21 protein-coding genes are annotated in these 22686 nt (G+C 69.1%); 15 read left to right on the top strand and 6 right to left on the bottom strand.

Annotation, left to right across the window (positions count from 1 at the left end):
- The first annotated feature begins 67 nt into the window (after nucleotides 1-67).
- The 5 genes from thiB to QLQ83_RS07300 all read left to right on the top strand — a co-directional run bounded on the left by thiB (nucleotide 68) and on the right by QLQ83_RS07300 (nucleotide 6515).
- Nucleotides 68-1066, top strand: coding sequence for a thiamine ABC transporter substrate binding subunit (thiB, locus tag QLQ83_RS07320; RefSeq protein ID WP_282734857.1), 999 nt, complete (start codon nucleotides 68-70; stop codon nucleotides 1064-1066).
- On the top strand, nucleotides 1042-2745 hold the full coding sequence (gene thiP, locus QLQ83_RS07315) for a thiamine/thiamine pyrophosphate ABC transporter permease (RefSeq protein WP_282734856.1): 1704 nt from the start codon (nucleotides 1042-1044) through the stop codon (nucleotides 2743-2745). The genes thiB and thiP overlap by 25 nt, the downstream gene beginning before the upstream one ends.
- Nucleotides 2729-3382, top strand: a complete 654-nt coding sequence (locus QLQ83_RS07310; RefSeq protein WP_282734855.1) for a thiamine ABC transporter ATP-binding protein — start codon at nucleotides 2729-2731, stop codon at nucleotides 3380-3382. The genes thiP and QLQ83_RS07310 overlap by 17 nt, the downstream gene beginning before the upstream one ends.
- Before the next feature lie 117 nt (nucleotides 3383-3499).
- Nucleotides 3500-5344 (top strand): dihydroxy-acid dehydratase, encoded by a 1845-nt coding sequence (gene ilvD / locus QLQ83_RS07305; RefSeq protein ID WP_282734969.1) that lies wholly within the window; start codon nucleotides 3500-3502, stop codon nucleotides 5342-5344.
- Nucleotides 5345-5426: 82 nt separating this feature from the next.
- Nucleotides 5427-6515 (top strand): oxidoreductase, encoded by a 1089-nt coding sequence (locus QLQ83_RS07300; protein WP_282734854.1) that lies wholly within the window; start codon nucleotides 5427-5429, stop codon nucleotides 6513-6515.
- Nucleotides 6516-6530: 15 nt separating this feature from the next.
- Here the strand turns inward: QLQ83_RS07300 and nudE are convergent, their stop codons facing one another.
- The gene (gene nudE / locus QLQ83_RS07295; protein ID WP_282734853.1) at nucleotides 6531-7136 is read right to left on the bottom strand and encodes an ADP compounds hydrolase NudE; all 606 of its coding nucleotides are present in this window, start codon (nucleotides 7134-7136) and stop codon (nucleotides 6531-6533) included.
- 139 nt (nucleotides 7137-7275) lie between these two features.
- Here nudE and yrfG point away from each other — a divergent pair, with 139 nt between their 5' ends.
- From yrfG to QLQ83_RS07250, 9 genes are all read left to right on the top strand, one after another.
- On the top strand, nucleotides 7276-7965 hold the full coding sequence (gene yrfG, locus QLQ83_RS07290) for a GMP/IMP nucleotidase (protein ID WP_282734852.1): 690 nt from the start codon (nucleotides 7276-7278) through the stop codon (nucleotides 7963-7965).
- Nucleotides 7958-8344 (top strand): ribosome-associated heat shock protein Hsp15, encoded by a 387-nt coding sequence (hslR, locus tag QLQ83_RS07285; protein WP_282734851.1) that lies wholly within the window; start codon nucleotides 7958-7960, stop codon nucleotides 8342-8344. Before yrfG ends, hslR begins: the two co-directional genes overlap by 8 nt.
- Before the next feature lie 9 nt (nucleotides 8345-8353).
- Nucleotides 8354-9229: an Hsp33 family molecular chaperone HslO gene (gene hslO / locus QLQ83_RS07280; protein ID WP_282734850.1), complete on the top strand. Its 876-nt coding sequence runs from the start codon at nucleotides 8354-8356 to the stop codon at nucleotides 9227-9229.
- A gap of 271 nt (nucleotides 9230-9500) precedes the next feature.
- Nucleotides 9501-11069, top strand: a complete 1569-nt coding sequence (locus QLQ83_RS07275; protein WP_282734849.1) for a phosphoenolpyruvate carboxykinase — start codon at nucleotides 9501-9503, stop codon at nucleotides 11067-11069.
- A gap of 138 nt (nucleotides 11070-11207) precedes the next feature.
- The gene (gene msrB / locus QLQ83_RS07270; RefSeq protein ID WP_282734848.1) at nucleotides 11208-11705 is read left to right on the top strand and encodes a peptide-methionine (R)-S-oxide reductase MsrB; all 498 of its coding nucleotides are present in this window, start codon (nucleotides 11208-11210) and stop codon (nucleotides 11703-11705) included.
- Between the two features lie 56 nt (nucleotides 11706-11761).
- Nucleotides 11762-14119, top strand: coding sequence for a Tex family protein (locus QLQ83_RS07265; protein ID WP_282734847.1), 2358 nt, complete (start codon nucleotides 11762-11764; stop codon nucleotides 14117-14119).
- A gap of 84 nt (nucleotides 14120-14203) precedes the next feature.
- The gene (gene gshA / locus QLQ83_RS07260) at nucleotides 14204-15826 is read left to right on the top strand and encodes a glutamate--cysteine ligase (RefSeq protein WP_282734846.1); all 1623 of its coding nucleotides are present in this window, start codon (nucleotides 14204-14206) and stop codon (nucleotides 15824-15826) included.
- Nucleotides 15823-16359, top strand: a complete 537-nt coding sequence (locus tag QLQ83_RS07255) for a disulfide bond formation protein B (protein WP_282734845.1) — start codon at nucleotides 15823-15825, stop codon at nucleotides 16357-16359. The genes gshA and QLQ83_RS07255 overlap by 4 nt, the downstream gene beginning before the upstream one ends.
- Nucleotides 16360-16368: 9 nt before the next feature.
- On the top strand, nucleotides 16369-17253 hold the full coding sequence (locus QLQ83_RS07250; protein ID WP_282734844.1) for an alpha/beta hydrolase: 885 nt from the start codon (nucleotides 16369-16371) through the stop codon (nucleotides 17251-17253).
- 41 nt (nucleotides 17254-17294) lie between these two features.
- On the opposite strand, the gene QLQ83_RS07245 is transcribed toward QLQ83_RS07250, so the two are convergent.
- The 5 genes from QLQ83_RS07245 to QLQ83_RS07225 form a co-directional block, all read right to left on the bottom strand.
- On the bottom strand, nucleotides 17295-17975 hold the full coding sequence (locus QLQ83_RS07245; protein ID WP_282734843.1) for an ABC transporter ATP-binding protein: 681 nt from the start codon (nucleotides 17973-17975) through the stop codon (nucleotides 17295-17297).
- Between the two features lies 1 nt (nucleotide 17976).
- Nucleotides 17977-18720 (bottom strand): ABC transporter ATP-binding protein, encoded by a 744-nt coding sequence (locus QLQ83_RS07240; RefSeq protein ID WP_282734842.1) that lies wholly within the window; start codon nucleotides 18718-18720, stop codon nucleotides 17977-17979.
- Nucleotides 18713-19744: a branched-chain amino acid ABC transporter permease gene (locus tag QLQ83_RS07235; RefSeq protein ID WP_282734841.1), complete on the bottom strand. Its 1032-nt coding sequence runs from the start codon at nucleotides 19742-19744 to the stop codon at nucleotides 18713-18715. Before QLQ83_RS07235 ends, QLQ83_RS07240 begins: the two co-directional genes overlap by 8 nt.
- Nucleotides 19737-20657, bottom strand: coding sequence for a branched-chain amino acid ABC transporter permease (locus tag QLQ83_RS07230; protein ID WP_282734840.1), 921 nt, complete (start codon nucleotides 20655-20657; stop codon nucleotides 19737-19739). Before QLQ83_RS07230 ends, QLQ83_RS07235 begins: the two co-directional genes overlap by 8 nt.
- Nucleotides 20658-20726: 69 nt before the next feature.
- Nucleotides 20727-21869, bottom strand: a complete 1143-nt coding sequence (locus QLQ83_RS07225) for an ABC transporter substrate-binding protein (protein WP_282734839.1) — start codon at nucleotides 21867-21869, stop codon at nucleotides 20727-20729.
- A gap of 280 nt (nucleotides 21870-22149) precedes the next feature.
- On the opposite strand from QLQ83_RS07225, the gene rsd reads away from it, so the two are divergent.
- Complete coding sequence (gene rsd / locus QLQ83_RS07220) at nucleotides 22150-22650, top strand: sigma D regulator (protein WP_282734838.1); 501 nt, start codon at nucleotides 22150-22152, stop codon at nucleotides 22648-22650.
- Nucleotides 22651-22686 lie beyond the last annotated feature (36 nt).

Genomic DNA, 22686 nt, shown 5'->3' with positions numbered 1-22686 from the left:
TGTAAGAAACCCCCGGATCCGGTACCTGAACCGGTGCCGGGGTTATTACCGACAACGGGAAGGCCCCATGAGATATCTGGTAGCCCTGGTCCTGGGGCTGGCGACGTCGGGCGCGGCATCCGCCGCCGAGCGAACGCTCACCGTCTACACCTACGACTCCTTCGTCTCCGAGTGGGGGCCGGGCCCCGGCATCGAGGCCGCCTTCGAGGAGCGCTGCGGCGACTGCGACCTGCGCTTCGTGGCGCTGGACGGTGGCGTCGACATCCTCCAGCGCCTGCGCCTGGAGGGGGAGGGCACCGGGGCGGACCTGGTGCTGGGGCTGGACATGAACCTGATGGCCGAGGCCCGCGAGCTTGACCTGCTGGCCCCCCACCGGGTCGACACCGCGCCGCTGGCGCTGCCCATCGACTGGGCCGACGACACCTTCCTGCCCTACGACTGGGGCCACTTCGCCTTCGTCTACGACAGTGAGCAGCTCAGTGAGCCGCCGGGCAGCTTTCGTGAACTGCTCGAGGCGCCGGACGACGTCAAGGTGATCCTCCAGGACCCGCGCACCAGCGTCACCGGCCAGGGCCTGCTGCTGTGGATCAGGCACGTCTATGGCGATGAGGCCCCGGCCGTCTGGGCGCGGCTCAACGAGCGGGTGCTGACCGTCACCAACGGCTGGAGCCAGGCCTACTTCTCGCTGTTCATGAACGGCGAGGCGCCCCTGGTGCTCTCCTATGCCACCTCGCCGGCCTACCACATGGCGGTGGAGGAGACCGACCGCTACCAGGCCGCCGAGTTCGAGGAGGGCCACTATCTGCAGGTGGAGACCGCCGCCATGCTGGCGAATACCGAGCAGCCCGAGCTCGCCCGTGACTTCCTGGCCTTCATGTTGACGCCGGACTTCCAGCGCCATATCCCGCTGGGCAACGTCATGAACCCGGCCATCGATCTGGGCGATGCGCTGCCCGAGGTCTTCGAGCGGTTGATCCAGCCACGGAGTCTGACCTTCACGCCCGAGGAGGTGCGCGAGAACCGCCGCGCCTGGATCCGCGAGTGGCTCAACGCCAGCGTGCGTTGAGCGAGGTGTCGCTGCCCTCTCGCTGGGCCACCCTGTCGCGCTGGCCGCCGGGGCTCGGCCTTGCCGCCCTGACGGCGGTGGCAGGGCTGGGGCTCGGCAGCCTGGGGGCGCTGCTGTGGCAGGCCCGGGAGCTGCATCCGGCCATGCTCTGGCAAGAACCGTGGCTGGCTGCCGTGCTGCGCTTCACCCTCTGGCAGGCCACCCTCTCGACCCTGCTGGCGGTGGGGCTTGCCGTGCCGGTGGCCGTGGCCCTGGCGAGGCGCCCGCGCTTCCCGGGGCGCGCCCTGCTGCTGCGCGCCATGGAGCTCTCGCTGGTGCTGCCGACGCTGATCGGCCTGTTCGGCCTGGTGGCGGTGCATGGACGGCGGGGCTGGGCGGCCCCGCTCTGGGAGTGGCTGGTCGGGGCCGAGTCGGGCTATCTCTACGGCCTCTCCGGCATCGTGCTGGCCCATGTCTTCTACAACCTCCCGCTCTCGGCCCGGTTGATGCTGCAGGCCCTGGAGACGGCGCCCGCGGCGCACTGGCGGCTGGCCTCCCAACTTGGACTGACGCGGGCGGCGCTCTGGCGCACCCTGGAGTGGCCGCGCCTCGCACCGCTGCTGCCGCGCCTGGCGGCGCTGGTCTTCACCCTCTGCTTCACCAGCTTCGCCATCGTCATGACGCTGGGCGGCGGACCGCGCTCCTCGACCCTGGAGGTGGCGCTCTACCAGGCCCTCAAGTTCGACCATGACCTGGCCCTGGCGGCCCTGCTGGCCCTGACCCAGCTGGTTATCTGTCTGTCGCTGTGGCTGCTGGCTCTCTCCCGGGGCGGGGCGCCCTCGCTGGTGGTCGGCAGCGCCGCCCTGCCGGCCGGGGGGCGCTGGCACCGCCGAGATGCCGTCGGCGCTTCCCGGCTCACCGATGCCGTCTGGCTCACCGCCCTGGCGGCGCTGCTGCTGCCGCCGCTGCTCGCGGTGGTGCTGGCGGGGCTCACCGGGCTGCCCGAACTGCCCCGCAGCGCCAGCCTGTGGCCGGCGGCGGCGCGCAGCCTGGTGATGGCCCTGGGCGCGGGGGCCGGGGCCCTGTCGCTGGCCGTGGCCCTGCTGGTGGGCAGTCGCTGGCTGCGGACTCGGCAACATGCCTGGTCGGCGCTGCTGATGGAAGGGGGCGGTCAGCTGATCCTGGTGATCCCCTCCCTGGTGCTGGGGACCGGGCTCTTCCTGCTGCTGCGCCCGACCCTGGGCAGCGGCTGGCAGGGCTACGGCCTGGTGGTGCTGGTCAATGCCTTCATGGCGCTGCCCTTCGCCATGCAGGTGGTGCGCGGGGCCCTGCCGGGGCTGTCGGCCCCCGAGCTGCGCCTGGCCGACCAGTTCGGCATCCGCGGACGGGCCCGGCTGCGGTGGCTTATCTGGCCGCGTCTGCGCCGCCCCCTGGCCCTGGCGCTGGCCTATGCCATGACCCTGTCGCTGGGGGATTTCAGCGTCATCGCCCTGTTCGGCAGCCCCTCGGCCCCGACTCTGCCGATGCTGCTCTATCAGCAACTGGGCGGCTATCGCTGGCAGGGCGCCGCCGCCACGGCGCTGGTGCTGCTGATGCTGGTGGTGCTGGTGTTCATGCTGCTGGGGTGGCTGACCCGTCGTCCGCCTCGCTATCCCTGGACCCGCTACGCCCGCGAGGAGCGCCATGCTCGAGTGTCGTGACCTGACCTTCCACTATGACCGCCATGATCCCGGGGAGACGCCGGACTTCCATTTCACCTTCCGGCTCGCCCCGGGCGAGTGCCTGTCGGTGGAGGGGCCGTCGGGGACTGGCAAGAGCACCCTGCTGGGGCTGCTGGCGGGATTCCTCGAGCCGGCCGGCGGCTCTCTCGCCTGGCAGGGGCAGGACCTGCTGGCGCTGCCGCCCTGGGAGCGCGGGATTACCACCGTCTTCCAGGAGCACAATCTCTTCGACCAGCTGCCGGTCTGGCTCAACGTGGGCCTGGGGCTGGCGCCGGACATGAAGCTTACCCATGAGCAGCAGGCCCGGATCCGTGCGGGACTGGCCGAGGTGGGACTCGAGGGGCTCGAGGACCGCCTGCCCGAGGAGCTCTCGGGCGGCCAGCGACAGCGGGTGGCGCTGCTGCGGGCCCTGCTGCGCGGCTCGAGGGTCCTGCTGCTCGACGAGCCCTTCGCTGGCCTGGACGAGGTGACCCGCGACGGGCTCTGGGCCCTGGTGCGTCGCCAGAAGGCCGCGGGGGCGGCGGTGGTACTGGTCAGCCACGACCGCGACGACATCGAGGCGCTGGCCGACCGGCGCTGCCGGCTGGAGGGCGGCAGGCTGCTGCCCGTCGGCTGAGCGACTGGCCTGACGACCGGCCGCGTGACAGAATCGGCCCCAATGACACCAGAATCGCCCCAGGCTCCTCGAGCGATCGAGGAGGCGAGGGGCGGCATGCATGACGAAGAGGACACCATGCCCGAGTATCGTTCCCGCACCACCACTGCCGGCCGCAACATGGCCGGTGCCCGCGCCCTGTGGCGCGCCACCGGCATGAAGGACGACGACTTCCACAAGCCGATCATCGCCGTGGCCAACTCCTTCACCCAGTTCGTGCCGGGTCACGTGCACCTGAAGGACATGGGGCAGCTGGTGGCGCGCGAGATCGAGAGGGCCGGCGGGGTGGCCAAGGAGTTCAACACCATCGCCGTGGACGACGGCATCGCCATGGGCCACGACGGCATGCTCTACTCGCTGCCGAGCCGCGACCTGATCGCCGACAGCGTCGAGTACATGGTCAACGCCCACTGCGCCGATGCCCTGGTGTGCATCTCCAACTGCGACAAGATCACTCCGGGAATGCTCAACGCGGCCATGCGCCTGAACATCCCGGTGATCTTCGTCTCCGGTGGCCCCATGGAGGCGGGCAAGACCAAGCTGCTCGACCACGGCATCGACCTGATCGATGCGATGATCTCCGCCGCCGACGATCGCTACAGCGACGAGGAGATCGAGGAGATCGAGCGCAGCGCCTGCCCGACCTGCGGCAGCTGCTCGGGGATGTTCACTGCCAACTCCATGAACTGCCTGATGGAGGCCCTGGGCCTGGCGCTCCCGGGCAACGGCACGGTGCTGGCCACTCACGCCGACCGCCGCCGGCTGTTCGAGGAGGCGGGAAGCCGCATCGTCGAACTGGCCAAGCGCTATTACGAGGGCAACGAGGCGCACCTGCTGCCGCGGGCCATCGGCTCGAAGGCGGCCTTCCGCAACGCCATGACCCTGGACATCGCCATGGGCGGCTCCACCAACACCATCCTGCACCTGCTGGCCGCCGCCCAGGAGGGCGAGGTGGACTTCACCATGGCCGATATCGACCGTCTGTCGCGGGAGGTGCCACAGCTGTGCAAGCTGGCGCCCAATACCCAGCAGTACCATATCGAGGACTGCCACCGCGCCGGCGGCATCATGGCCATCCTTGGCGAGCTGGACCGCGCCGGGGTGCTGGGTACCCGGGTGCCCACCGTCTACGGCGAGAGCCTGGCCGGGGCCCTTGAGGAGTGGGACATCATGCGCTCCCCGAGTCCCGAGGTAGTGGAGTTCTACAAGGCCGGCCCCGGGGGCATCCCCACTCAGGAGGCCTTCTCCCAGGCCGCCCGCTGGCCGAGCCTCGACGGCGACCGGGCCGGCGGCTGCATCCGTGACCTCGAACATGCCTTCTCTCACGAGGGGGGCCTGGCGGTGCTCAAGGGCAACATCGCCGAGGACGGCTGCGTGGTGAAGACCGCCGGCGTCGACGACGCGAACCTGGTCTTCGAGGGCCCGGCGCATGTGGTAGAGTCCCAGGACCAGGCGGTGGAGCATATCCTCGGTGGCCAGGTGAAGGAGGGCGAGGTGGTCGTCATCCGCTACGAAGGCCCGCGGGGCGGTCCCGGCATGCAGGAAATGCTCTACCCGACCAGCTACCTCAAGTCCAAGGGGCTGGGCAAGGCCTGCGCGCTGCTCACCGACGGGCGCTTCTCCGGCGGCACCTCCGGACTCTCCATCGGCCACGCCTCGCCGGAGGCCGCCGCCGGCGGCGCCATCGGCCTGGTGGAGAGCGGCGACCTCATCCGCATCGACATCCCCAATCGGCGCATCGACGTGAAGCTCACCGACGAGGAACTCGCCCGCCGCCGTCAGGCGGAGGAGGCGAAGGGCGCAGAGGCCTGGAAGCCGAGCATCACGCGCGACCGCAAGGTCTCGGCGGCCCTCAAGGCCTATGCCTTGCTGGCGACCTCCGCCGACAAGGGCGCGGTGCGCGACCTGACCCGGCTAGACTGAGCCCGAGACCCGGCCGGATGCCTGGCGACGCGAGTCACGGCCCCGGGCCGGGCCCCATGACCCCTGCAGGGAAGCCCGCACGATGAAGACACAGACCCTCAACGTCGGCCTGGTCGGCTACGGCATGGCCGGGCGTACCTTCCACGCCCCGCTGATCCAGGCCGCCCCCGGCCTGGAGCTGACCGCCGTGGTCAGCGGCGATGCCGAGCGGGTCGAGGCCGACCACCCCGAGGTCGAGGTGCTGCCCAAGGCGGCGCCGCTGTTCGCACGACGCGACATCGACCTGGTGGTGATCGCCACCCCCAACGACACCCACTTCCCGCTGGCCAAGGCGGCGCTCAATGCCGGCAAGCACGTGGTGATCGACAAGCCCTTCAGCGTCAGCGCCTCCGAGGCCCGCCTTCTCAAGGCCCAGGCCGATGGCGCCGAGCGCCTGCTGAGCGTCTTTCACAACCGCCGCTGGGACAGCGACTTCCTGACCCTCAAGGCGCTGCTCGACGAGGGGACCCTGGGACGGGTGGTGGCGCTGGAGTCGCGCTTCGACCGCTTTCGCCCCCGGGTCACCGACCGCTGGCGCGACCATCACAAGCCTGGCGGTGGCATCTGGTACGACCTGGGGCCGCACCTGCTCGACCAGGCCCGGCAGCTCTTCGGCATGCCCAAGGCGATCCTGCTGGAACTCGCCACCTCTCGCCAGGGGGCCGAGGTGGACGACGACTTCCTGGCGCTGCTGGAGTACGACCACCTGCGGGTGAGCCTGCAGGCCAGTTCCCTGGTGGCCGAGCCGACCCCGCGCTTCCGGGTCCACGGCACCCGGGGCAGCTTCGTGAAGTACGGGCTCGATCCCCAGGAGGCCTGGCTCAAGGAGGGACAGGCCCCGTCGCCGGGCTGGGGCGTGGATCCCTCGCCCGGTACCCTGACCCTCGACGAGGGGGAGGGCGAATCAATGGCCCTGACGAGCCGCGAGGCACCGGTCGTGCCGGGAGACTATCCCGCCTTCTATGCCGGCATCGCTCGAGCCCTGCTCGACGGCACGCCCCCGCCGGTCACCAGCGAGTCGGCGCTGGACGTGATGACCCTGCTGGAGAGCGGACTCGACAGCTACCGGCAGGGCCGCTGGGTGAAGCTCAAGGAGGGCAACAGCGCACTGCGTCGGCTGCACTCACGGTAGAGGAGGCCGCCGGGCTCACCAGAGACCGGCATCGACGGGCGCCTCGCTGCGCAGCTTGTCCCGGGCGATGAACAACGCGGCGATGGCGCGGGCCTCGTGGAAGTCCTCCCGGGCCAGCAGGGCCGAGAGCTCGTCGATGGCGTGGGTCTCCACGATCAACGGCTCCGGCTCGTCGCCGGGCAGGCGCCTCGGGTAGAGGTCGCTGGCCAGCAGCACCTGCATGCGGTGGCGCATGTAGTTGGGGGCGAGCGACAGCTCCACCAGGGGCTCGATGCGGTTGGCGCCGAAGCCGCACTCCTCCATCAGCTCGCGATTGGCCGCGGTGACGATATCCTCGCCCGGGTCGACGAGGCCCTTGGGCAGGGTCAGCACATAGTCCTCGAAGCCGGCGGCATACTCGCGGATGAGCAGCACGTGCTCCGGGTCGGGCATGGCCACGATCATCACCGCACCGATGCCCTGGCCGGTGCCGGTAAGCCGCTCGAAGGTGCGCTCGGCGCCGTTGGAGAAGCGCAGGTCCAGCTCCTCGACGTGGAAGAGGCGACTTCGCGCCACGCTGCGCCGGTCGAGGATGTGCGGTTTGACGGGCCAGGGCCGGGAGGCGTCGTGCTGGTCGGACATGGGCGGGATTCCCTGTTGGCGAGCGAAAGGGGCGAGCGAGAGGGGCATGCGTGGAGGCCAGACAGCCGCTGTGCGCCCTGCATGGCGATTCGTTACAATACTACGTCTCAACGGCCCCCGACTCACCCCCGGAGTAGCGATGATCGACTGGCGCGCCATCGATACCGTCCTGCTGGACATGGACGGCACCCTGCTGGACCTGCATTTCGACAGCCACTTCTGGCTCGAGCACCTGCCGCGGCGCTATGTGGAACTGCATCGCCTCGACGAGGCGACCCAGGAGGAGCTGCGCGCCCGAATCATCCGCGAGCAGGGCACCCTCAACTGGTACAGCCTGGCCTACTGGAGTCGCGAGCTGGGGGTCGACGTGGTGGCGCTCAAGCGAGAGGTGCAGCACCTGATCGGCCTGCGCAGCGACGCCCTGGACTTCCTCCGCTGGCTCAAGGCGGCCCATCCGCGGGTGGTGCTGGCCACCAATGCCGACCGCGCGAGCCTGGAGCTCAAGCTGCCGCTGACCGGCCTCGAGGAGTACCTGGATGCCATCGTCTCCTCGGCGGATCTCGGCGTGCCCAAGGAGGAGCAGGCCTTCTGGTTCGCCCTGCAGGAGATCGAGCCCTTCGACCCGCAGCGCACCCTGTTCATCGACGACAATGCCTCGGTGCTGGAGAGTGCCCGGGAGTTCGGTATCCGTCACCTGCTGGGCATCAAGCAGCCCGACAGTCGCCGGCCCGAGCGGGAACTCGAGGAGTTCATCGCCCTGGACCGCTTCGCCAGCATCCTGCCCGACAACCTGCCGCCTGCGGCGGGCGAGGGAGGTGTCCATGGATAGCGTCAGGCTCGACAAGTGGCTGTGGGCGGCGCGCTTCTTCAAGACCCGCGCCCTGGCCAAGAAGGCCATCGAGGGCGGCAAGGTCCACTACGAGGGCGGGCGGGCCAAGACCAGCAAGACCGTGGAGGTGGGAGCGTTGATCCGGGTGCCCCAGGGCTGGGACATCCTGGAGGTGGAGGTGGTAGCCCTGTCCGACCAGCGCCGCGGAGCGCCCGAGGCCCGCGCGCTCTACCGCGAGACCGAGGAGAGTGTCGCACGCCGCGAGCGAGAGGCCGAGGCACGCCGCCTCACCAACCAGGTCATGCAGCACCCGCTCAAGCGTCCCGACAAGAAGCAGCGCCGGGAGATCCACCGCTTCCAACGCCAGCAGGATGACTAAGAGAGCCTAATGACCGACCAGATCCAGCGTTTCCTCTTCGACAACACCAACGTGCGCGGCGAGATCGTCACCCTCGAGCGCGCCTACGGCGAGGTGCTCGAGCGCCACGACTATCCCCCCGCGGTGAACCACCTGCTCGGCGAGCTGCTCGCCGCGGTGGCCCTGCTCACCGATACCGTCAAGCTCGACGGCACCCTGAGTATCGAGGTGCGCGGCCAGGGGGCGCTCGCCCTGCTGATGGCCGAGTCCAATCCCGGCGGCGAGCTGCGCGCCATTGCTCGCCTGGCCGAGGATGCGCCGATTCCCGGCGAGGATGCCGGCTTCCGCGAGCTGGTGGGTGAGGGACAGATCATGATCACCCTGGATCCCACCGATGGCCACCGCTATCAGGGCATCGTGGCCCTCGAGCACGACAGCCTGGCCGGCTGCCTCGCCGCCTACTTCGCCCAGTCCGAGCAGCTGCCGACGCGGCTGTGGCTGGCCGCCGACGGGTGCCGCGCCGCCGGCCTGCTGCTGCAGCGCCTGCCCGACGAGTCCCGTAACCAGGATGCCGACGCCTGGGAGCGCACCGTGCACCTGGCCGACACCGTGAAGGACGAGGAGCTGCTCGGCCTCGAGCCGCTGGAGGTGCTGCGTCGGCTCTACCATGAGGAGACGGTGCGGGTCTTCGACCCCAAGGCACTACGTTTCGGTTGCACCTGCTCGCGCGAGCGCATCGCCTCCGCCCTGATGACCCTGGGCGAGCAGGAGCTGCGCGAGGTGCTGGTCGAGCAGGGCGGCATCGACACCCAGTGCCACTTCTGCCATACCCGCTACCACTTCCCGGTGCCCGAGATCGAGGCGATGCTCGACGACCCGGAGGGAGCTCCTCCGACCCTGCATTAAGGACGTCATGCTCCGGTGCTGCATAGCAGCATGCGTCTTCAAGTGAGCTGTAGTGAACGGCGCCGATGTAGTAGTAAAACTACATGAACTTCGCCCAAGAACGGCGTTTCCCGACGGCCGGGTTTTTGCCATAATGGCGCCGTTTTTTCCGGTCCGATCGCCCGGCTACAAGACGGCAATGACCCGCACACGGCGATCAAGGCATGACCCACGTTGCGTCACCGACGCCCGGCACACGAGAGAGAAGCGGCCGCAAGGCCCAGGAAACGACATGACCACGACCCAAGCCGCCCCCCAGCAAGCCGCCATTTCCCACGTCAACCTCTGCAGCGCCGAGCTGATCGAGCGGGCAGTGGCCAACGGGGAAGGGCGTCTGGCCGCCAATGGTGCCCTGGTGGTGAACACCGGCGTGCGCACCGGCCGTTCGCCCAAGGATCGCTTCATCGTCGACGAGGCGAGCACCAGTGGCCAGATCGACTGGGGCAGCGTCAATCTCCCGTTCGACGCCGAGAAGTTCGATGCGCTCTGGGCCCGGGTCGATGAGTACCTGGCCGGCGGCGAGCACTATGTTTCCGAGCTCCACGTTGGGAGTGACCCGGTCCACTACCTGCCGGTGCGTGTCACCACCGAGACCGCCTGGCACGGCCTCTTCGGCCGCACCATGTTCGTGCGTCCCGAGGCCTACAACCCGTCCGTGAAGGACGAGTGGACCATCCTCAACGCCCCCTTCTTCGAGTGCGATCCGGCCCGTGACGGCACTAACGCCGATGGCTGCGTGATCCTCAACTTCGCCCAGAAAAAGGTGCTGATCGCCGGTATGCGCTATGCCGGCGAGATGAAGAAGGCGATGTTTTCGGTACAGAACTTCCTGCTGCCGGCCGCCGACGTGCTGCCCATGCACTGCTCGGCTAACGTCGGCGAGGATGGCGAGACCACGCTGTTCTTCGGCCTCTCCGGCACCGGCAAGACCACTCTCTCCGCCGACCCGGCCCGCTATCTCATCGGCGACGACGAGCATGGCTGGGGGCCGGGTACCGTCTTCAACATCGAGGGCGGCTGCTACGCCAAGTGCATCGACCTCTCCGAGAAGAATGAGCCGATCATCTGGCAGGCCATCAGGTTCGGCACTGTGCTGGAGAATGTGGTCCTCGACGATCGCCGCGAGCCGGACTACGCCGACGACAGCCTGACCCAGAACTCCCGTGCCGCCTACCCGCTGGAGCATGTCGAGAAGCGCGTGCCCGAGAACCGCGCCGGGGAGCCCAATGCCATCGTCTTCCTGACCTGCGACATGTCCGGGGTGCTGCCGCCGGTCTCCGTGCTCTCCAAGGAAGCCGCTGCCTACCACTTCCTCTCCGGCTACACCGCCAAGGTGGGCTCCACCGAGGTGGGCTCTTCCGCCGGGCTCGAGGCGACCTTCTCCACCTGCTTTGGTGCGCCCTTCTTCCCGCGTCCGGCGCGCGAGTACGCCGACCTGTTGATCAAGCGCGTGGCCGAGAAGGATGCCCAGGTCTACCTGGTCAACACCGGCTGGACCGGTGGCGCCTACGGTGAAGGTGGCGCGCGCTTCTCGATCCCCACCACCCGCGCCATCATCAGCGCCATCCAGTCCGGCGTGCTGCGCGACGTCGAGACGCGCCAGGTCGAGGGCCTGAACCTGGCCGTGCCCACCGCCGTGCCGGGCGTCGACTCCCGCCTGCTCGATCCGCGCGAGACCTGGGAAGACAAGGCCGCCTACGACCGCAAGCGCTACGAGCTTGCCGCCAAGTTCGTCGACAACTTCAAGAAGTTCGAGGGCGTCAACGAGGCGATCATCAAGGCGGGCCCCAGCCTGACCTGAGGGCGAGAGAACGGCGAACCGTCGATGGCATCGACGGTCTGACTGGGGGAAGGACGCATGTCCTTCCCCCGTTTGCGTCCTGGCGTCACCTCAGGGGAACGCTGGCGCCTTCGTCATTCCCATCAGCGGAGAGAGACCATGAAACGACGGCATTTTCTTGGCGTGCTGGGAGCCGGCAGCCTCGCCGGGCTGCTGCCGGGGTTGGCCGCGGCCCGGCCCAAGCCCGACCTCACGCGGGCCGAGGGGCTCGAGGTGCTGGAGCTCTCCGAGGCCGAGTGGCGTGAGCGCCTGAGCGACGAGCAGTTCGAGATCCTGCGCGAGGAGGGGACCGAGCCGGCCTTCTCGAGCCCGCTGGACAAGGAGACCCGCGAGGGCGAATACCGCTGTGCCGGCTGTGACCTGCTGCTCTTCACCAGCGCCATGAAGTACGACTCCGGGACCGGCTGGCCGAGCTTCTTCGAGCACGTCGAGGGACACCTGCTGACCAGCGTCGACTACTTCCTGGTCTTCCCGCGCACCGAGTACCACTGCGCGCGGTGTGGCGGTCACCAGGGCCACGTCTTCGACGACGGCCCCGAGCCTACCGGCCTGCGCTGGTGCAACAACGGCCTGGCGCTGCGATTCGTCCCCGCCTGAATCCCGATTGTGATACCTTGTCGCGATCGTCTGGACGTTTGATTGCCAAGGATTTCATGGACGCACACGACAAGATCATCAGCCGCCTCGCCGAGGAACTCGCCGTTCGCCCGCCGCAGGTCAAGGCAACGGTGGAACTGCTCGACGGCGGGGCCACCGTGCCCTTCATCGCCCGCTATCGCAAGGAAGTCACCGGCGGGCTCGATGATATCCAGCTGCGCCAGCTCCATGAGCGCCTCGCCTACCTGCGCGAGCTGGAGGAGCGCCGCGAGACGGTGCTCGCCGCCATCGACGAGCAGGGCAAGCTCACCGACGCGCTCGCCGCCAGCCTCCGTGCCGCGGACACCAAGCAGCGCCTCGAGGACCTCTACCTGCCCTACAAGAAGAAGCGGCGCACCAAGGCGCAGATTGCCCGGGAGGCGGGGCTCGAGCCGCTGGCCGACACCCTGCTGGCCGACCCGGCCCTGGTCCCCGAGGCAGAGGCGGCCAAGTACCTTCGCGCCGCCGGGGGCGAGAGTCCCGCCATCGAGGACGCCAAGGCGGCCCTGGACGGGGCCAAGCAGATCCTCATGGAGCGTTTCGCCGAGGACCCCGAACTGGTCGGCCAGCTACGCGAACGGTTGTGGCGCGAGGGCGAGCTCTCCTCCCGGGTGATCGCCGGCAAGGAGCAGGAGGGCGCCAAGTTCTCCGACTACTTCGAGCACGACGAGCGGCTCGCCAGGGTGCCCTCGCATCGGGCGCTGGCCATGTTCCGCGGCCGCAATGAGGGCGTGCTGGCGCTGGCCCTGCGCCTGCCCGGCGAGGACGAGGCCCCGCTCCATCCGGCCCAGGTGGCCATCGCCCGGCACTTCGCTATCAGCGACCAGGGCCGGCCCGCCGACCGCTGGCTGGCCGAGGTGGTGCGCTGGACCTGGCGGGTCAAGCTCTATACCCACCTGGAGACCGAGCTGATGGGGCGGCTGCGCGAGCGCGCGGAGCTCGAGGCCATCGAGGTGTTCGCCGCCAACCTCAAGGACCTGCTGCTGGCCGCGCCGGCGGGCCAGAAGGCCACGCTGGCGATCGACCCGGGCCTGCGTACCGGCTGCAAGGTGGCGGTGGTGGATGCCACCGGCCAGTTCCTCGAGCACGCCACGATCTACCCCCATGCGCCCCGCAATGCCTGGGAGGCTTCGCTTTCCGAGCTGGCCCGGCTGGTGGAGACGCACGACGTGGCGCTGATCGCCGTGGGCAACGGCACCGCCAGCCGCGAGACCGACAGGCTCGCCGGCGACCTGGTCAAGGCCTTCGCCGGAAAGAAAGCGCTTTCCAAGGTGATGGTCAGCGAGGCGGGGGCCTCGGTCTACTCCGCCTCGGAGTATGCGTCCCGGGAGCTGCCGGAGCTCGACGTCACCATCCGCGGCGCGGTCTCCATCGCCCGGCGCCTGCAGGACCCGCTGGCCGAGCTGGTCAAGATCGAGCCCAAGTCCATCGGCGTGGGCCAGTACCAGCATGACGTCTCGCAGCTGCAGCTCTCCCGGAGCCTGGAGGCGGTGATCGAGGACTGCGTGAACGCCGTGGGGGTGGACCTCAACACGGCGTCGAGCGCGCTGCTCTCGCGGGTCGCCGGCCTCAATGCGGCCCTGGCCGACAACATCGTCGCCCGTCGCAACGCCGAGGGTGCCTTCACCAGCCGCCGGGCGCTGCTCGACGTCAGCCGCCTCGGGCCCAAGACCTTCGAGCAGTGCGCCGGCTTCCTGCGCATCATGAACGGCGACAATCCGCTGGATGCCAGCGCCGTGCACCCCGAGGCCTATCCGCTGGTGGAGCGCATCGCCCAGCGCAGCGGGCGCCCGCTGGCCGGGCTGATCGGCGACAGCGCCACCCTCAGGTCGCTCAAGCCCGCCGAGTTCGCCGACGAGCGCTTCGGCGTGCCCACGGTCACCGATATCCTCGCCGAGCTCGACAAGCCGGGCCGTGACCCGCGCCCCGAGTTCAAGGCGGCCGAGTTCCGCGAGGGCGTCGAGACCCTGAAGGACCTCGAGCCCGGCATGATCCTCGAGGGCAGCGTGACCAACGTCACCCACTTCGGGGCCTTCGTCGACATCGGCGTCCACCAGGATGGCCTGGTGCACATCTCGGCACTCTCCGAGAAGTTCATCGAGGACCCGCGCACCGTGGTCAAGGCCGGCGACATCGTGCGGGTCAAGGTGATGAGCGTGGACCTCGCGCGCTCGCGCATCGGCCTCACCCTGCGCCTCGATGACCAGCCCGACGACCGGGGGGGCGACCAGGCCTCCGGCCCGCCGCGCCGCGGGCGTGGCAATGGCCGGGGCCAGGGAGCCGGCAAGGCCGGCCGCGGCGGCAAGGTGGCCGAGCCGGCCAACCAGATGGGCGCCCTGGGGGCGGCCCTGCTGCAGGCAAAGAAGGGCCGCTGACCTTGAAGCGCCGCCTGGCGGCACCATAATCTGACGTTTGCCGGGCGCCATGGCGCCCGCCTTTCCACATATGGGGTGACCATCTTGTCCGAATCGCTCACCAGCCGCGTCGATCGACTCAAGTCCCTGGCCGACCAGGGGCGGGTCGGGCGCCTGCGCCGCGGCATCGAGAAGGAGGGGTTGCGGGTCGACGGCGAGGGGCGCATCGCCGCCACCCTGCATCCCGCCGCGCTGGGCTCCAAGCTGACCCACCCGCACATCACCACCGACTACTCCGAGGCGCTGCTGGAATACATCACCCCGGTCTATTGTCGGCCGGGCGATGCCATGGCCTTCCTCGCCGACCTGCACCGCTTCAGCTATCGTCACCTTGACGACGAGCTGATCTGGCCGGCCAGCATGCCGGCGCGCCTGGACGGCAATGACAGCGTCCCCATCGCCGACTACGGCCGTTCCAACGTGGGCACCATGAAGCACGTCTACCGCAAGGGGCTGGACCTGCGCTACGGACGGATCATGCAGTCCATCGCCGGGGTGCACTACAACGTCTCGCTGCCCGATGACCTCTGGCAGCTGCTGCGCGAGCTCGAGGGTGACCGCGACACCCCCCTTCGCGACTACCGTTCGGCGCGCTACTTCGGCCTGATCCGCAACTTCCGTCGCCACAGCTGGCTGCTGCTCTACCTGTTCGGCGCCTCGCCGGCACTGGATCACAGCTTCCTGCCGAGCGGCGAGGTGCCCGAGAAGCTCCAGCGGCATGGCGAGGAGACCCTGGTGTCGCGTCACGCCACCAGCCTGCGCATGTCGGACCTGGGCTACCAGAACAAGGTCCAGGAGCAGCTGAAGATCTGCTTCAACTCGCTTTCCAACTACGTCAACACCCTGCGCCACGCCATCGCCACGCCCTGGCAGGACTACCAGAGGCTGGGCGTGAAGGAGGGCGACGAGTGGCGCCAGCTCAATGCCAACATCCTGCAGATCGAGAACGAGTACTACAGCGACATCCGCCCCAAGCGGGTGGCGCGCCACGACGAGACCCCCAGCCAGGCACTGGAGGCCCGCGGCGTGGAGTACATCGAGGTGCGCTGCCTGGACCTCAACCCCTTCCTGCCGCTGGGGGTGGATGAGCCCCAGATCCGCTTCATCGACACCTTCCTGATGTGGTGCCTGCTCAGCGAGAGCCCCTGGATTCCCGACGACGAGTGCGACCGGCTGGACGACAACCGCCGCCTGGTGGTCGAGCGCGGCCGGGACCCCGAGCTGCGCCTGCTGCAGGATGGTCGGCACCGCTCCATCGCCGACTGGGGGGGCGAGATCTTCGACGAGATGGTGGCGGTGGCGGAGCTGCTCGACCGCCTGGAAGAGGGAGAGCCCCATGGCGAGGCGCTGGCGGCCCTGTCGCCGCGCCTCGACGACCCCGCCCTGACGCCTTCCGCTCGCCTGCTGGCGCGCCTCGAGTCGACCGGGGAATCCTTCGTCGAGGCCATGCTGGGCCTCGCCCGGGAACAGGCCCAAGACTTCCGTGACACCTCCATGGACCCGTCCCGGGAGTCGATGTTCGACGAACTGGTGGCAACGTCCCTGGCGCAGCAGCAGGACCTCGAGGCGGCAGACACCGAGGACTTCGACGCCTTCCTGGCTCGCTACTTCGAGCGCGCCCGAGAGGTGCGGGCCGTCACGCCGCTACAGACGGGAGAGACGTCATGATCGACGACCTTCGGCGCCTCTCGGTCCGCGAGTGGAGCCTCGCGGGCCTCGCCTTCTGCGCCCTGATGATGGCCGTGGCCCTGGGGCTCGAGCACCTCGTCGGGCTGGAGCCCTGCCCGCTGTGTATCTTCCAGCGGGTGGCCGTGCTGGCCGCCGCCGCCGTCTTCCTCGTCGCCGCGATCCACGACCCCGAGGGCCGCGCGGGTGCGGTGACCTACGGCCTGCTGTCGCTGGTCGCCGTGGGCGGCGGCATCGCCGTGGCGGGGCGCCACCTGTGGCTGCAGTCGCTGCCCGCCGACGAGGTACCGAGCTGCGGCCCGGGGCTCGACTACATGATGGAGATCCTGCCCCTGCAGCAGGTGCTGGCCCAGGTGCTCTCCGGCTCGGGAGAATGCGCCGAGATCGATTTCCTGCTGCTTGGCATCTCGCTGCCCGGCTGGACCCTGGCCGGCTTTCTGGTGCTCGCGCTGGTCCCGCTGGGCCTGCTGCTGGCGGCCAATCGCCCGCGTCGCGGCTATCACTGGCAGGGCTAGGCTCGGGCCATGCTCTATCGAGACCTGGCCTCCCAGGAGGCGATCGACCGGGCCTACGACCCCATGCGGGGGCGCGACCCGGCGGCCCTGCTCGAGGACTGGCGCGCGCGTAGCGCGGCCTCCCGCCAGCGCCATCGGGTAACGCTCGACCTGCCCTACGGGCCGACCCTCGCCGAGTGCCTGGATCTCTTCCATGCCGAGGGCATGGGGGAGGAGAGCGCGGAGGGGAGAGAGGAGGGCAAGCCTGCTCCCTGCCACCTCTTCTTCCATGGCGGCTACTGGCGCTCGCTCAGCCACAAGGAATTCAGCTTCGTCGTCGACGGCCTGGTGGCCGCTGGCATCAGCGTGGCGGTGGTCAACTACGCCCTCTGCCCCGCGGTGGCGTTCGGCGAGGTGGTGCGCCAGGCCCGGGCGGCGCTGGCGTGGGTCCATCGCAATGCGGGGGCACTGGGTGTCGACCCGCACCAGCTCAGCGTCTCGGGCCACTCCGCCGGCGGGCACCTCTGCGCCATGCTGCTGGCCACCGACTGGGAAGGCACGTACGGTCTGCCCCACGACTTGATCAGGGGGGCGCTGTGCGTCAGTGGCCTCTATGACCTCGGGCCCTTCCCCTGGTCATGGCTGCAGCCCAAGCTGCAGCTCACCGGGCGTGACGTGAGCGACTACAGTCCCGTGCGGCAGCCCTGCCGCGTCCCGTCCGCGGTGCGGCTGGTTGCCGGGGGCGAGGAGTCCAGCGAGTTCGCGCGCCAGATGCAGGCCTACGCCGAGCACCTGCGCGGGCAGGGAGTCAGCGTCGAGCCGACATTACTCGAAGGCGATGACCACTTCTCTATCCTCGACCACTATCGCCCCAACGGGCGTATCGGCGACTGGATCACCGCCTTTCATCCCTGAGCGCTGATGGCGCCAAGGTGGGGCAGTCAGATAAGGGGGTGCTACACGCCCAGGTAGCGGTCGCGGATGCCGGTATCCAGGGCCTCGGGTGGCCCCTCCCACGCCGTGCGTCCCTTCTCCAGAATGGTGCAGCGGTCGACGACCGGCAGCAGTTCGCCGAGCGACTTGTCGACGATGAGGGTCGACTGGCCCTGTGCCTTGAGCAGGCGCAACGCTGACCAGATCTCCTGGCGGATGACCGGTGCCAGGCCCTCGGTCGCCTCGTCGAGTACCAGCAGACGCGGGTTGGTCATCAGGGCGCGACCGATGGCAAGCATCTGCTGCTCGCCGCCGGAGAGGGTGGCCGCCATCTGGCGGCGCCGCTCGGCCAGCCGCGGGAAGAGGCTCTCGACGCGCTCCCGGGTCCAGGGACCGGGGCGGGCGGTCACCATCAGGTTCTCGTGCACCGACAGGTTGGGAAAGCAGCGGCGGCCCTCCGGCACGAGCCCCAGGCCGCACTGGGCGATGCGGTAGGCCGGCAGGCGCCGCAGGTCCCGCGACTCGAACTCGATGCGTCCGCGCCGCGCCGGCGTCAGGCCGAACAGCGAACGGATGGTGGTGGTCTTGCCCATGCCGTTGCGCCCCATGAGCGCCACCATCTCGCCGGCCTCGACCTGCAGGCTGACGCCGAACAGCGCCTGGGACGGCCCGTAGAAGGTCTCGATGTCGGCGATGACGAGCATCTCAGTCTCCCAGGTAGGCATCGCGGACGCGCGGGTCCCGGCGGATGGCCGCGCTGTCGCCATGGGCGATGACGCTGCCCGCTACCAGCACGGAAATGCGATCCGCCAGCCGGAACACCGCGTCCATGTCATGTTCGATCAGCAGGATGGGGACTTCCCGTTTCAGCGTCTCGAGCAGTTCGGTGAGCCGCGCCGACCCCTCGGGGCCGAGACCCGCCATGGGCTCGTCCAGGAGCAGGGCCCGCGGCTCGAGGACCAGCGCACAGGCCACCTCTACCTGGCGGCGCTCGCCATGGGAGAGCGCCGCTACCGGCGTGTCGGCACGGTGGGCGAGGTGCATGCGCTCAAGTGCCTCATAGGCGGGTTCGAGCAAACTGCGATCGCGGCTGACCGGCCGCCAGAAGCGGAAGCTGTGGCCCTGCAGCGCCTGGGCGCCGATCATCACGTTGCGCAGCACGCTGAGCGGTTCGGCAAGGCACGAGACCTGGAAGCTCCGTCCCAGGCCGAGGCGTGCCCGGCGGGCGACCCCCAGGGCGGTGATGTCGCGCTGCCCCAGATGGATCTGCCCCGCATCGGGCCTGAGGCTGCCGGCAATCTGGGCGATCAGCGTCGACTTTCCGGCGCCGTTGGGGCCGATCAGGGCATGGATCTCGCCGGCCCTCAGGTCCAGCGACACGTCGTGGGTGGCCTGCAGTGCACCGAAGCGCTTGTGCAGGCCGGACATCGACAGCACGGCCTCACTCATGGCGCTCCCTCCCGGCCAGCCAGCCGATCACGCCCTGCCTGGCGAACAGCACCACGCCCAGCAGCACCAGGCCGAGGAAGAACTTCCAGTATTCGGTCAGCCCCCCCAGCAGGGTCTCCATCAACACGAAGAGGATGGCCCCGGCAAGCGGCCCGTAGAGGCGCCCGACCCCGCCTAGGATCACGATCACCATCAGTTCGCCGGAAAGGTGCCAGCTCAGCATGGAGGGACTGACGAAGCCGTTCAGGTCGGCGTAGAGGGCACCGGCCAGGCCGGTGATCATCGCCGAGATGACGAAGGCTACCAGGCGGATGGGGAAGGGCGAGATACCGGCGGTGGCCAGGCGGGTCTCGTTGAGCCGCGCCATGCTCAGGGCGGCCCCGAAGCGGGACTTCATCAGTCGCGAGGTGAGCGCCAGGGAGAACACCAGGCCCGTGAAGCAGACCAGGAAGAAGCTCAGGGCGTGGTTGGTGTCGAGCCCGGGCAGGGAATTGCGCAGATAGATCGGCAGGCCATCCTCGCCCCCGTAGTCGGGCCACGAGTTGGCAAAGTAGTAGGCCATCTGGGCGAAGGCCAGGGTGATCATGATGAAGTAGACCCCGCTGGTGCGCAGCGAGATGGCGCCGATCACCAGGGCGAGCAGGCCGCAGAGCAGCGCGGCCGCCAGCCAGATCACCAGCATGTCGTCGCTGCCGGGCAGGCCCATCACCAGGCTGCCGTCGAAGGCGTGGTAGGCGCTGACGCCGCTCACGTAGCCGCCCAGGCCGAAGTAGGCGGCATGGCCGAAGCTGATCATGCCGCCGTAGCCGATGGCCAGGTTGAGTCCCACCGCGGCCATGGCCACCAGGGCAATGCGCGAGGCGAGATTGACGTAGTAGACCTCCCCCAGCAGGTGGGCGGCGACGGGGGCCAGCAGCATCAGCGTCAGAAGACCGCCTTGCACCAGGTGTGCGCGGTCCAGCCAGCGGTTCGTGCCAGCCGGGCGCTCCGCGGCGGGGGTGGTCGTGGGATGGAGCCTAGTCATGGGCGGCAAAGAGTCCTTTCGGCTTGAAGGCCAGAATTACCGCCATGAGAATGTAGATCAGCATGGCGGCCAGGGCTGTCCCGGCCCCGGCGGCGTCCGACGGCGCCATGAACTGGCCGAACAGGGCGGGAAGGAAGACCCGGCCCAGGGTATCCACCAGGCCGACCAGCAGGGCGCCGAGCAGGGCACCCTTGATCGAGCCGATGCCGCCGATCACGATCACCACGAAGGCCAGGATCAGCACCGGCTCGCCCATGCCCACCTGCACCGACTGCAGGGCGCCCACCAGTGACCCGGCCAGGCCCGCCAGGGCGGCGCCCAGGGCGAACACCAGGGTATAGAGCCGCCGGATGTTGACCCCCAGGGCGCCGATCATCTCGCGGTCGCTCTCGCCGGCGCGGATGCGCATGCCCAGCCGGGTATGCGCGATCAGCAGGTAGAGGCCGGCAGCAACGACCACGCCCACGGCGATGATCACCAGCCGGTAGACGGGATAGCGGGAGCCGCCGGGCAGGGCCACCGACCCGGCCAGCGCCTCGGGCGGGCTGAGCCACAGCGGCGAGGAGCCGAACAGCCAGCGGGTGCCCTCGGAGAAGATCAGGATCAGCGCGAAGGTGGCCAGCACCTGGTCGAGGTGCTGGCGCCGGTAGAGACGGCGGATCACCAGCAACTCGACGATGGCCCCCGCCGCGGCGGCCGCCAGTACGCCGGCGGCCAGCCCCAGCAGGAAGGAGCCGGTCGAGGCGGTGGCCAGGGCGGTGACATAGGCCCCGACCATGTAGAAGGAGCCATGGGCCAGGTTGATCAGCCCCATGACCCCGAACACCAGGGTCAGGCCACTGGCCATCAGGAAGAGCATGGTACCGAGCTGCAGGCCGTTGATCAGTTGCTCGATCAGCAGGGTAACGGACACGTCAGGCATCCTTGGTGGAACGAAGGAAGGGGCGGTGCCGAGACCACGCCCGGCCCGGCATCGCGACGATCACATCCGGCACTGCTCGGCATAGACGTCCTGGATGTCCTCGACGGCCAGGCCGACCAGGCGGTTGGTCGGCTCGCCGTCCTCGCCCTCGACCACCTCGCGGACATGGATGTCCTGGATCGGGTGGTGGTTCGGACCGAAACGGAACTTGCCGCGCACCGAGTCGAAGTCGGCCTCGCGCAGGGCCTCGCGAAAGGCGTCCTTGTCGCTCGGGTGGGCCTTCTCCAGGGCGCTCAGGATCAGGCGGGCCGTGTCGTAGCCCTGGGCCGCATAGAGGGTCGGGGTCCGCTCGTAGGCCTCACGGAAGCCCTCGACGAAGGCCTGGTTGGCCGCGTTCTCCAGGTCGTAGGCCCACTGTGAGGTGTTCATGGCGCCGATCGCGGCGCTGCCCACCGCCTTGATGATCGTCTCGTCTAACGAGAAGGCCGCTCCGAACACCGGCATCTCCACCCCCGAGTTCTCCCACTGCTTCATGAAGGAGATGCCCATGCCGCCAGGCAGGAAGAAGAACAGGCTATCGGCGTCGCTGGCGCGGATCCTGGCGATCTCGGCGGCGTAGTCGGTCTGGCCCAGCTGGGTGTAGATCTCGTCGATGACCTCACCCTCGTAGAGGTGCTTGAAGCCGGCCAGAGCATCGGTGCCCGCGGGATAGTTAGGCGCCATCAGGATGGGGGCCTCGTAGCCCTGCTCGCGCATCCAGGCGCCCATCGCGCCGTGCAGGTTGTCGTTCTGGTAGGCCACGTTGAAGTAGTTCTCGTGGCACATCTTCCCGGCCAGCGCCGAGGGGCCGGCATTGGGCGAGAGATAGAAGGTCCCCTGGCGGACCACGGAGGGCACCACGGCCATGGCCAGGTTGGACCAGATGATGCCGGTCATGATGTCGACCTCGTCGCGCTGCATGAACTCGTTCGAGAGCGTCTTGGCCAGGTCGGGGCGGCGGGCGTCGTCCTGGATCAGCACCTCGATGTCGCCGCGGTCTGCCTGGTCGATGGCGAGCATGAAGCCGTCGCGGACATCGACGCCGAGATGGGAGCCTCCCCCCGAGAGGGTGGTGATCATGCCGATCCTGACCTCCTCGGCCTGAGCCGTGGCCACGGCGGTCGTCATCAGCAGGCCGAGGCCGGCGCGGGTCAGCTTGTTCATGGGAGTCCCCTCCAGAGTCCTGATGGTGTGATGGCGGCAGCGCGGGCGGAGCTGCCCGAGATACACGTTACTACGAATGCCGCGATGACCTCTCCACGCTCCCCCAGCGGTGACAGGTGACCGCACGCCCTGCCATCCTCGCGGGCAAGCCGCGGCGACTCAAGCGCCACGTCGCGCTGAGGCGGCAACGGGATTGACACCGGGCCCGGCAGGCGCGAGTCTGTCAACTCGCGGGTCGAGTGCCCCGAGTGGCTGGCCGCATCGGGCAAGGGAGGCACCCATGCTGGAAGACTGCAAGAATGCCCTGGAGCGCTGGGGAGGCGTGCACGAGCTGATCGATCGCTGGCTGCACGAGCGCCGTGAGCTGCTGATCCATTTTGCCGCGCTGAAGCAGGCCTGTGACGCCGAGCTCGAGGCGGTGAGCGCGGAGCGCGTCGATACCTTCGGCGAACTGCTGATGGACTACATCAGTGCCGGCCACTTCGAGGTCTATCCCCAGCTGCGGGAGGAGGCCAAGGCCTTCGACGACCACCAGGCCCTGGAGCTCGCCGACCGCCTGCTCGAGCGCCTGGAGATGTCCACCGAACTGGTGCTCTCCTTCGATCGCGACTACGACAGTCCCGCCCGTGCCCAGCACCATATGCGTCGACTCCCCGCCTGGCTCGACCGCCTGAGCCGGGGGCTCAGCGAACGCTTCACCCTCGAGGACCAGCTGATCGCCCGCCTGCATGCGGCCCATGCGCCGGATGCCACTCGCGCCGAGGCCGACTCCCGGGCCTGAGCCCACCGTCCTCTCGAGACGAAGCCACGATCCGCA

This window comes from Halomonas rhizosphaerae, from assembly GCF_030010555.1.
Lineage (GTDB): Bacteria > Pseudomonadota > Gammaproteobacteria > Pseudomonadales > Halomonadaceae > Halomonas > Halomonas rhizosphaerae.
Note: the sequence above shows the minus strand (reverse complement) of the source record. Positions and strands in the feature narration are given on the sequence as shown.

What these genes read in the sequence shown, in the direction of transcription:
- nudE (WP_282734853.1), bottom strand. Translation starts at nt 7,136, where the DNA reads ATGTCCGACCAGCACGACGCCTCCCGGCCCTGGCCCGTCAAACCGCAC.
- ilvD (WP_282734969.1), top strand. Translation starts at nt 3,500, where the DNA reads ATGCCCGAGTATCGTTCCCGCACCACCACTGCCGGCCGCAACATGGCC.
- QLQ83_RS07265 (WP_282734847.1), top strand. Translation starts at nt 11,762, where the DNA reads ATGGACGCACACGACAAGATCATCAGCCGCCTCGCCGAGGAACTCGCC.
- QLQ83_RS07245 (WP_282734843.1), bottom strand. Translation starts at nt 17,975, where the DNA reads ATGCTCGTCATCGCCGACATCGAGACCTTCTACGGGCCGTCCCAGGCG.
- hslR (WP_282734851.1), top strand. Translation starts at nt 7,958, where the DNA reads ATGGATAGCGTCAGGCTCGACAAGTGGCTGTGGGCGGCGCGCTTCTTC.
- QLQ83_RS07225 (WP_282734839.1), bottom strand. Translation starts at nt 21,869, where the DNA reads ATGAACAAGCTGACCCGCGCCGGCCTCGGCCTGCTGATGACGACCGCC.
- hslO (WP_282734850.1), top strand. Translation starts at nt 8,354, where the DNA reads ATGACCGACCAGATCCAGCGTTTCCTCTTCGACAACACCAACGTGCGC.
- QLQ83_RS07250 (WP_282734844.1), top strand. Translation starts at nt 16,369, where the DNA reads ATGCTCTATCGAGACCTGGCCTCCCAGGAGGCGATCGACCGGGCCTAC.
- QLQ83_RS07300 (WP_282734854.1), top strand. Translation starts at nt 5,427, where the DNA reads ATGAAGACACAGACCCTCAACGTCGGCCTGGTCGGCTACGGCATGGCC.
- thiB (WP_282734857.1), top strand. Translation starts at nt 68, where the DNA reads ATGAGATATCTGGTAGCCCTGGTCCTGGGGCTGGCGACGTCGGGCGCG.
- QLQ83_RS07275 (WP_282734849.1), top strand. Translation starts at nt 9,501, where the DNA reads ATGACCACGACCCAAGCCGCCCCCCAGCAAGCCGCCATTTCCCACGTC.
- msrB (WP_282734848.1), top strand. Translation starts at nt 11,208, where the DNA reads ATGAAACGACGGCATTTTCTTGGCGTGCTGGGAGCCGGCAGCCTCGCC.
- yrfG (WP_282734852.1), top strand. Translation starts at nt 7,276, where the DNA reads ATGATCGACTGGCGCGCCATCGATACCGTCCTGCTGGACATGGACGGC.
- rsd (WP_282734838.1), top strand. Translation starts at nt 22,150, where the DNA reads ATGCTGGAAGACTGCAAGAATGCCCTGGAGCGCTGGGGAGGCGTGCAC.
- QLQ83_RS07310 (WP_282734855.1), top strand. Translation starts at nt 2,729, where the DNA reads ATGCTCGAGTGTCGTGACCTGACCTTCCACTATGACCGCCATGATCCC.
- QLQ83_RS07255 (WP_282734845.1), top strand. Translation starts at nt 15,823, where the DNA reads ATGATCGACGACCTTCGGCGCCTCTCGGTCCGCGAGTGGAGCCTCGCG.
- QLQ83_RS07240 (WP_282734842.1), bottom strand. Translation starts at nt 18,720, where the DNA reads ATGAGTGAGGCCGTGCTGTCGATGTCCGGCCTGCACAAGCGCTTCGGT.
- QLQ83_RS07235 (WP_282734841.1), bottom strand. Translation starts at nt 19,744, where the DNA reads ATGACTAGGCTCCATCCCACGACCACCCCCGCCGCGGAGCGCCCGGCT.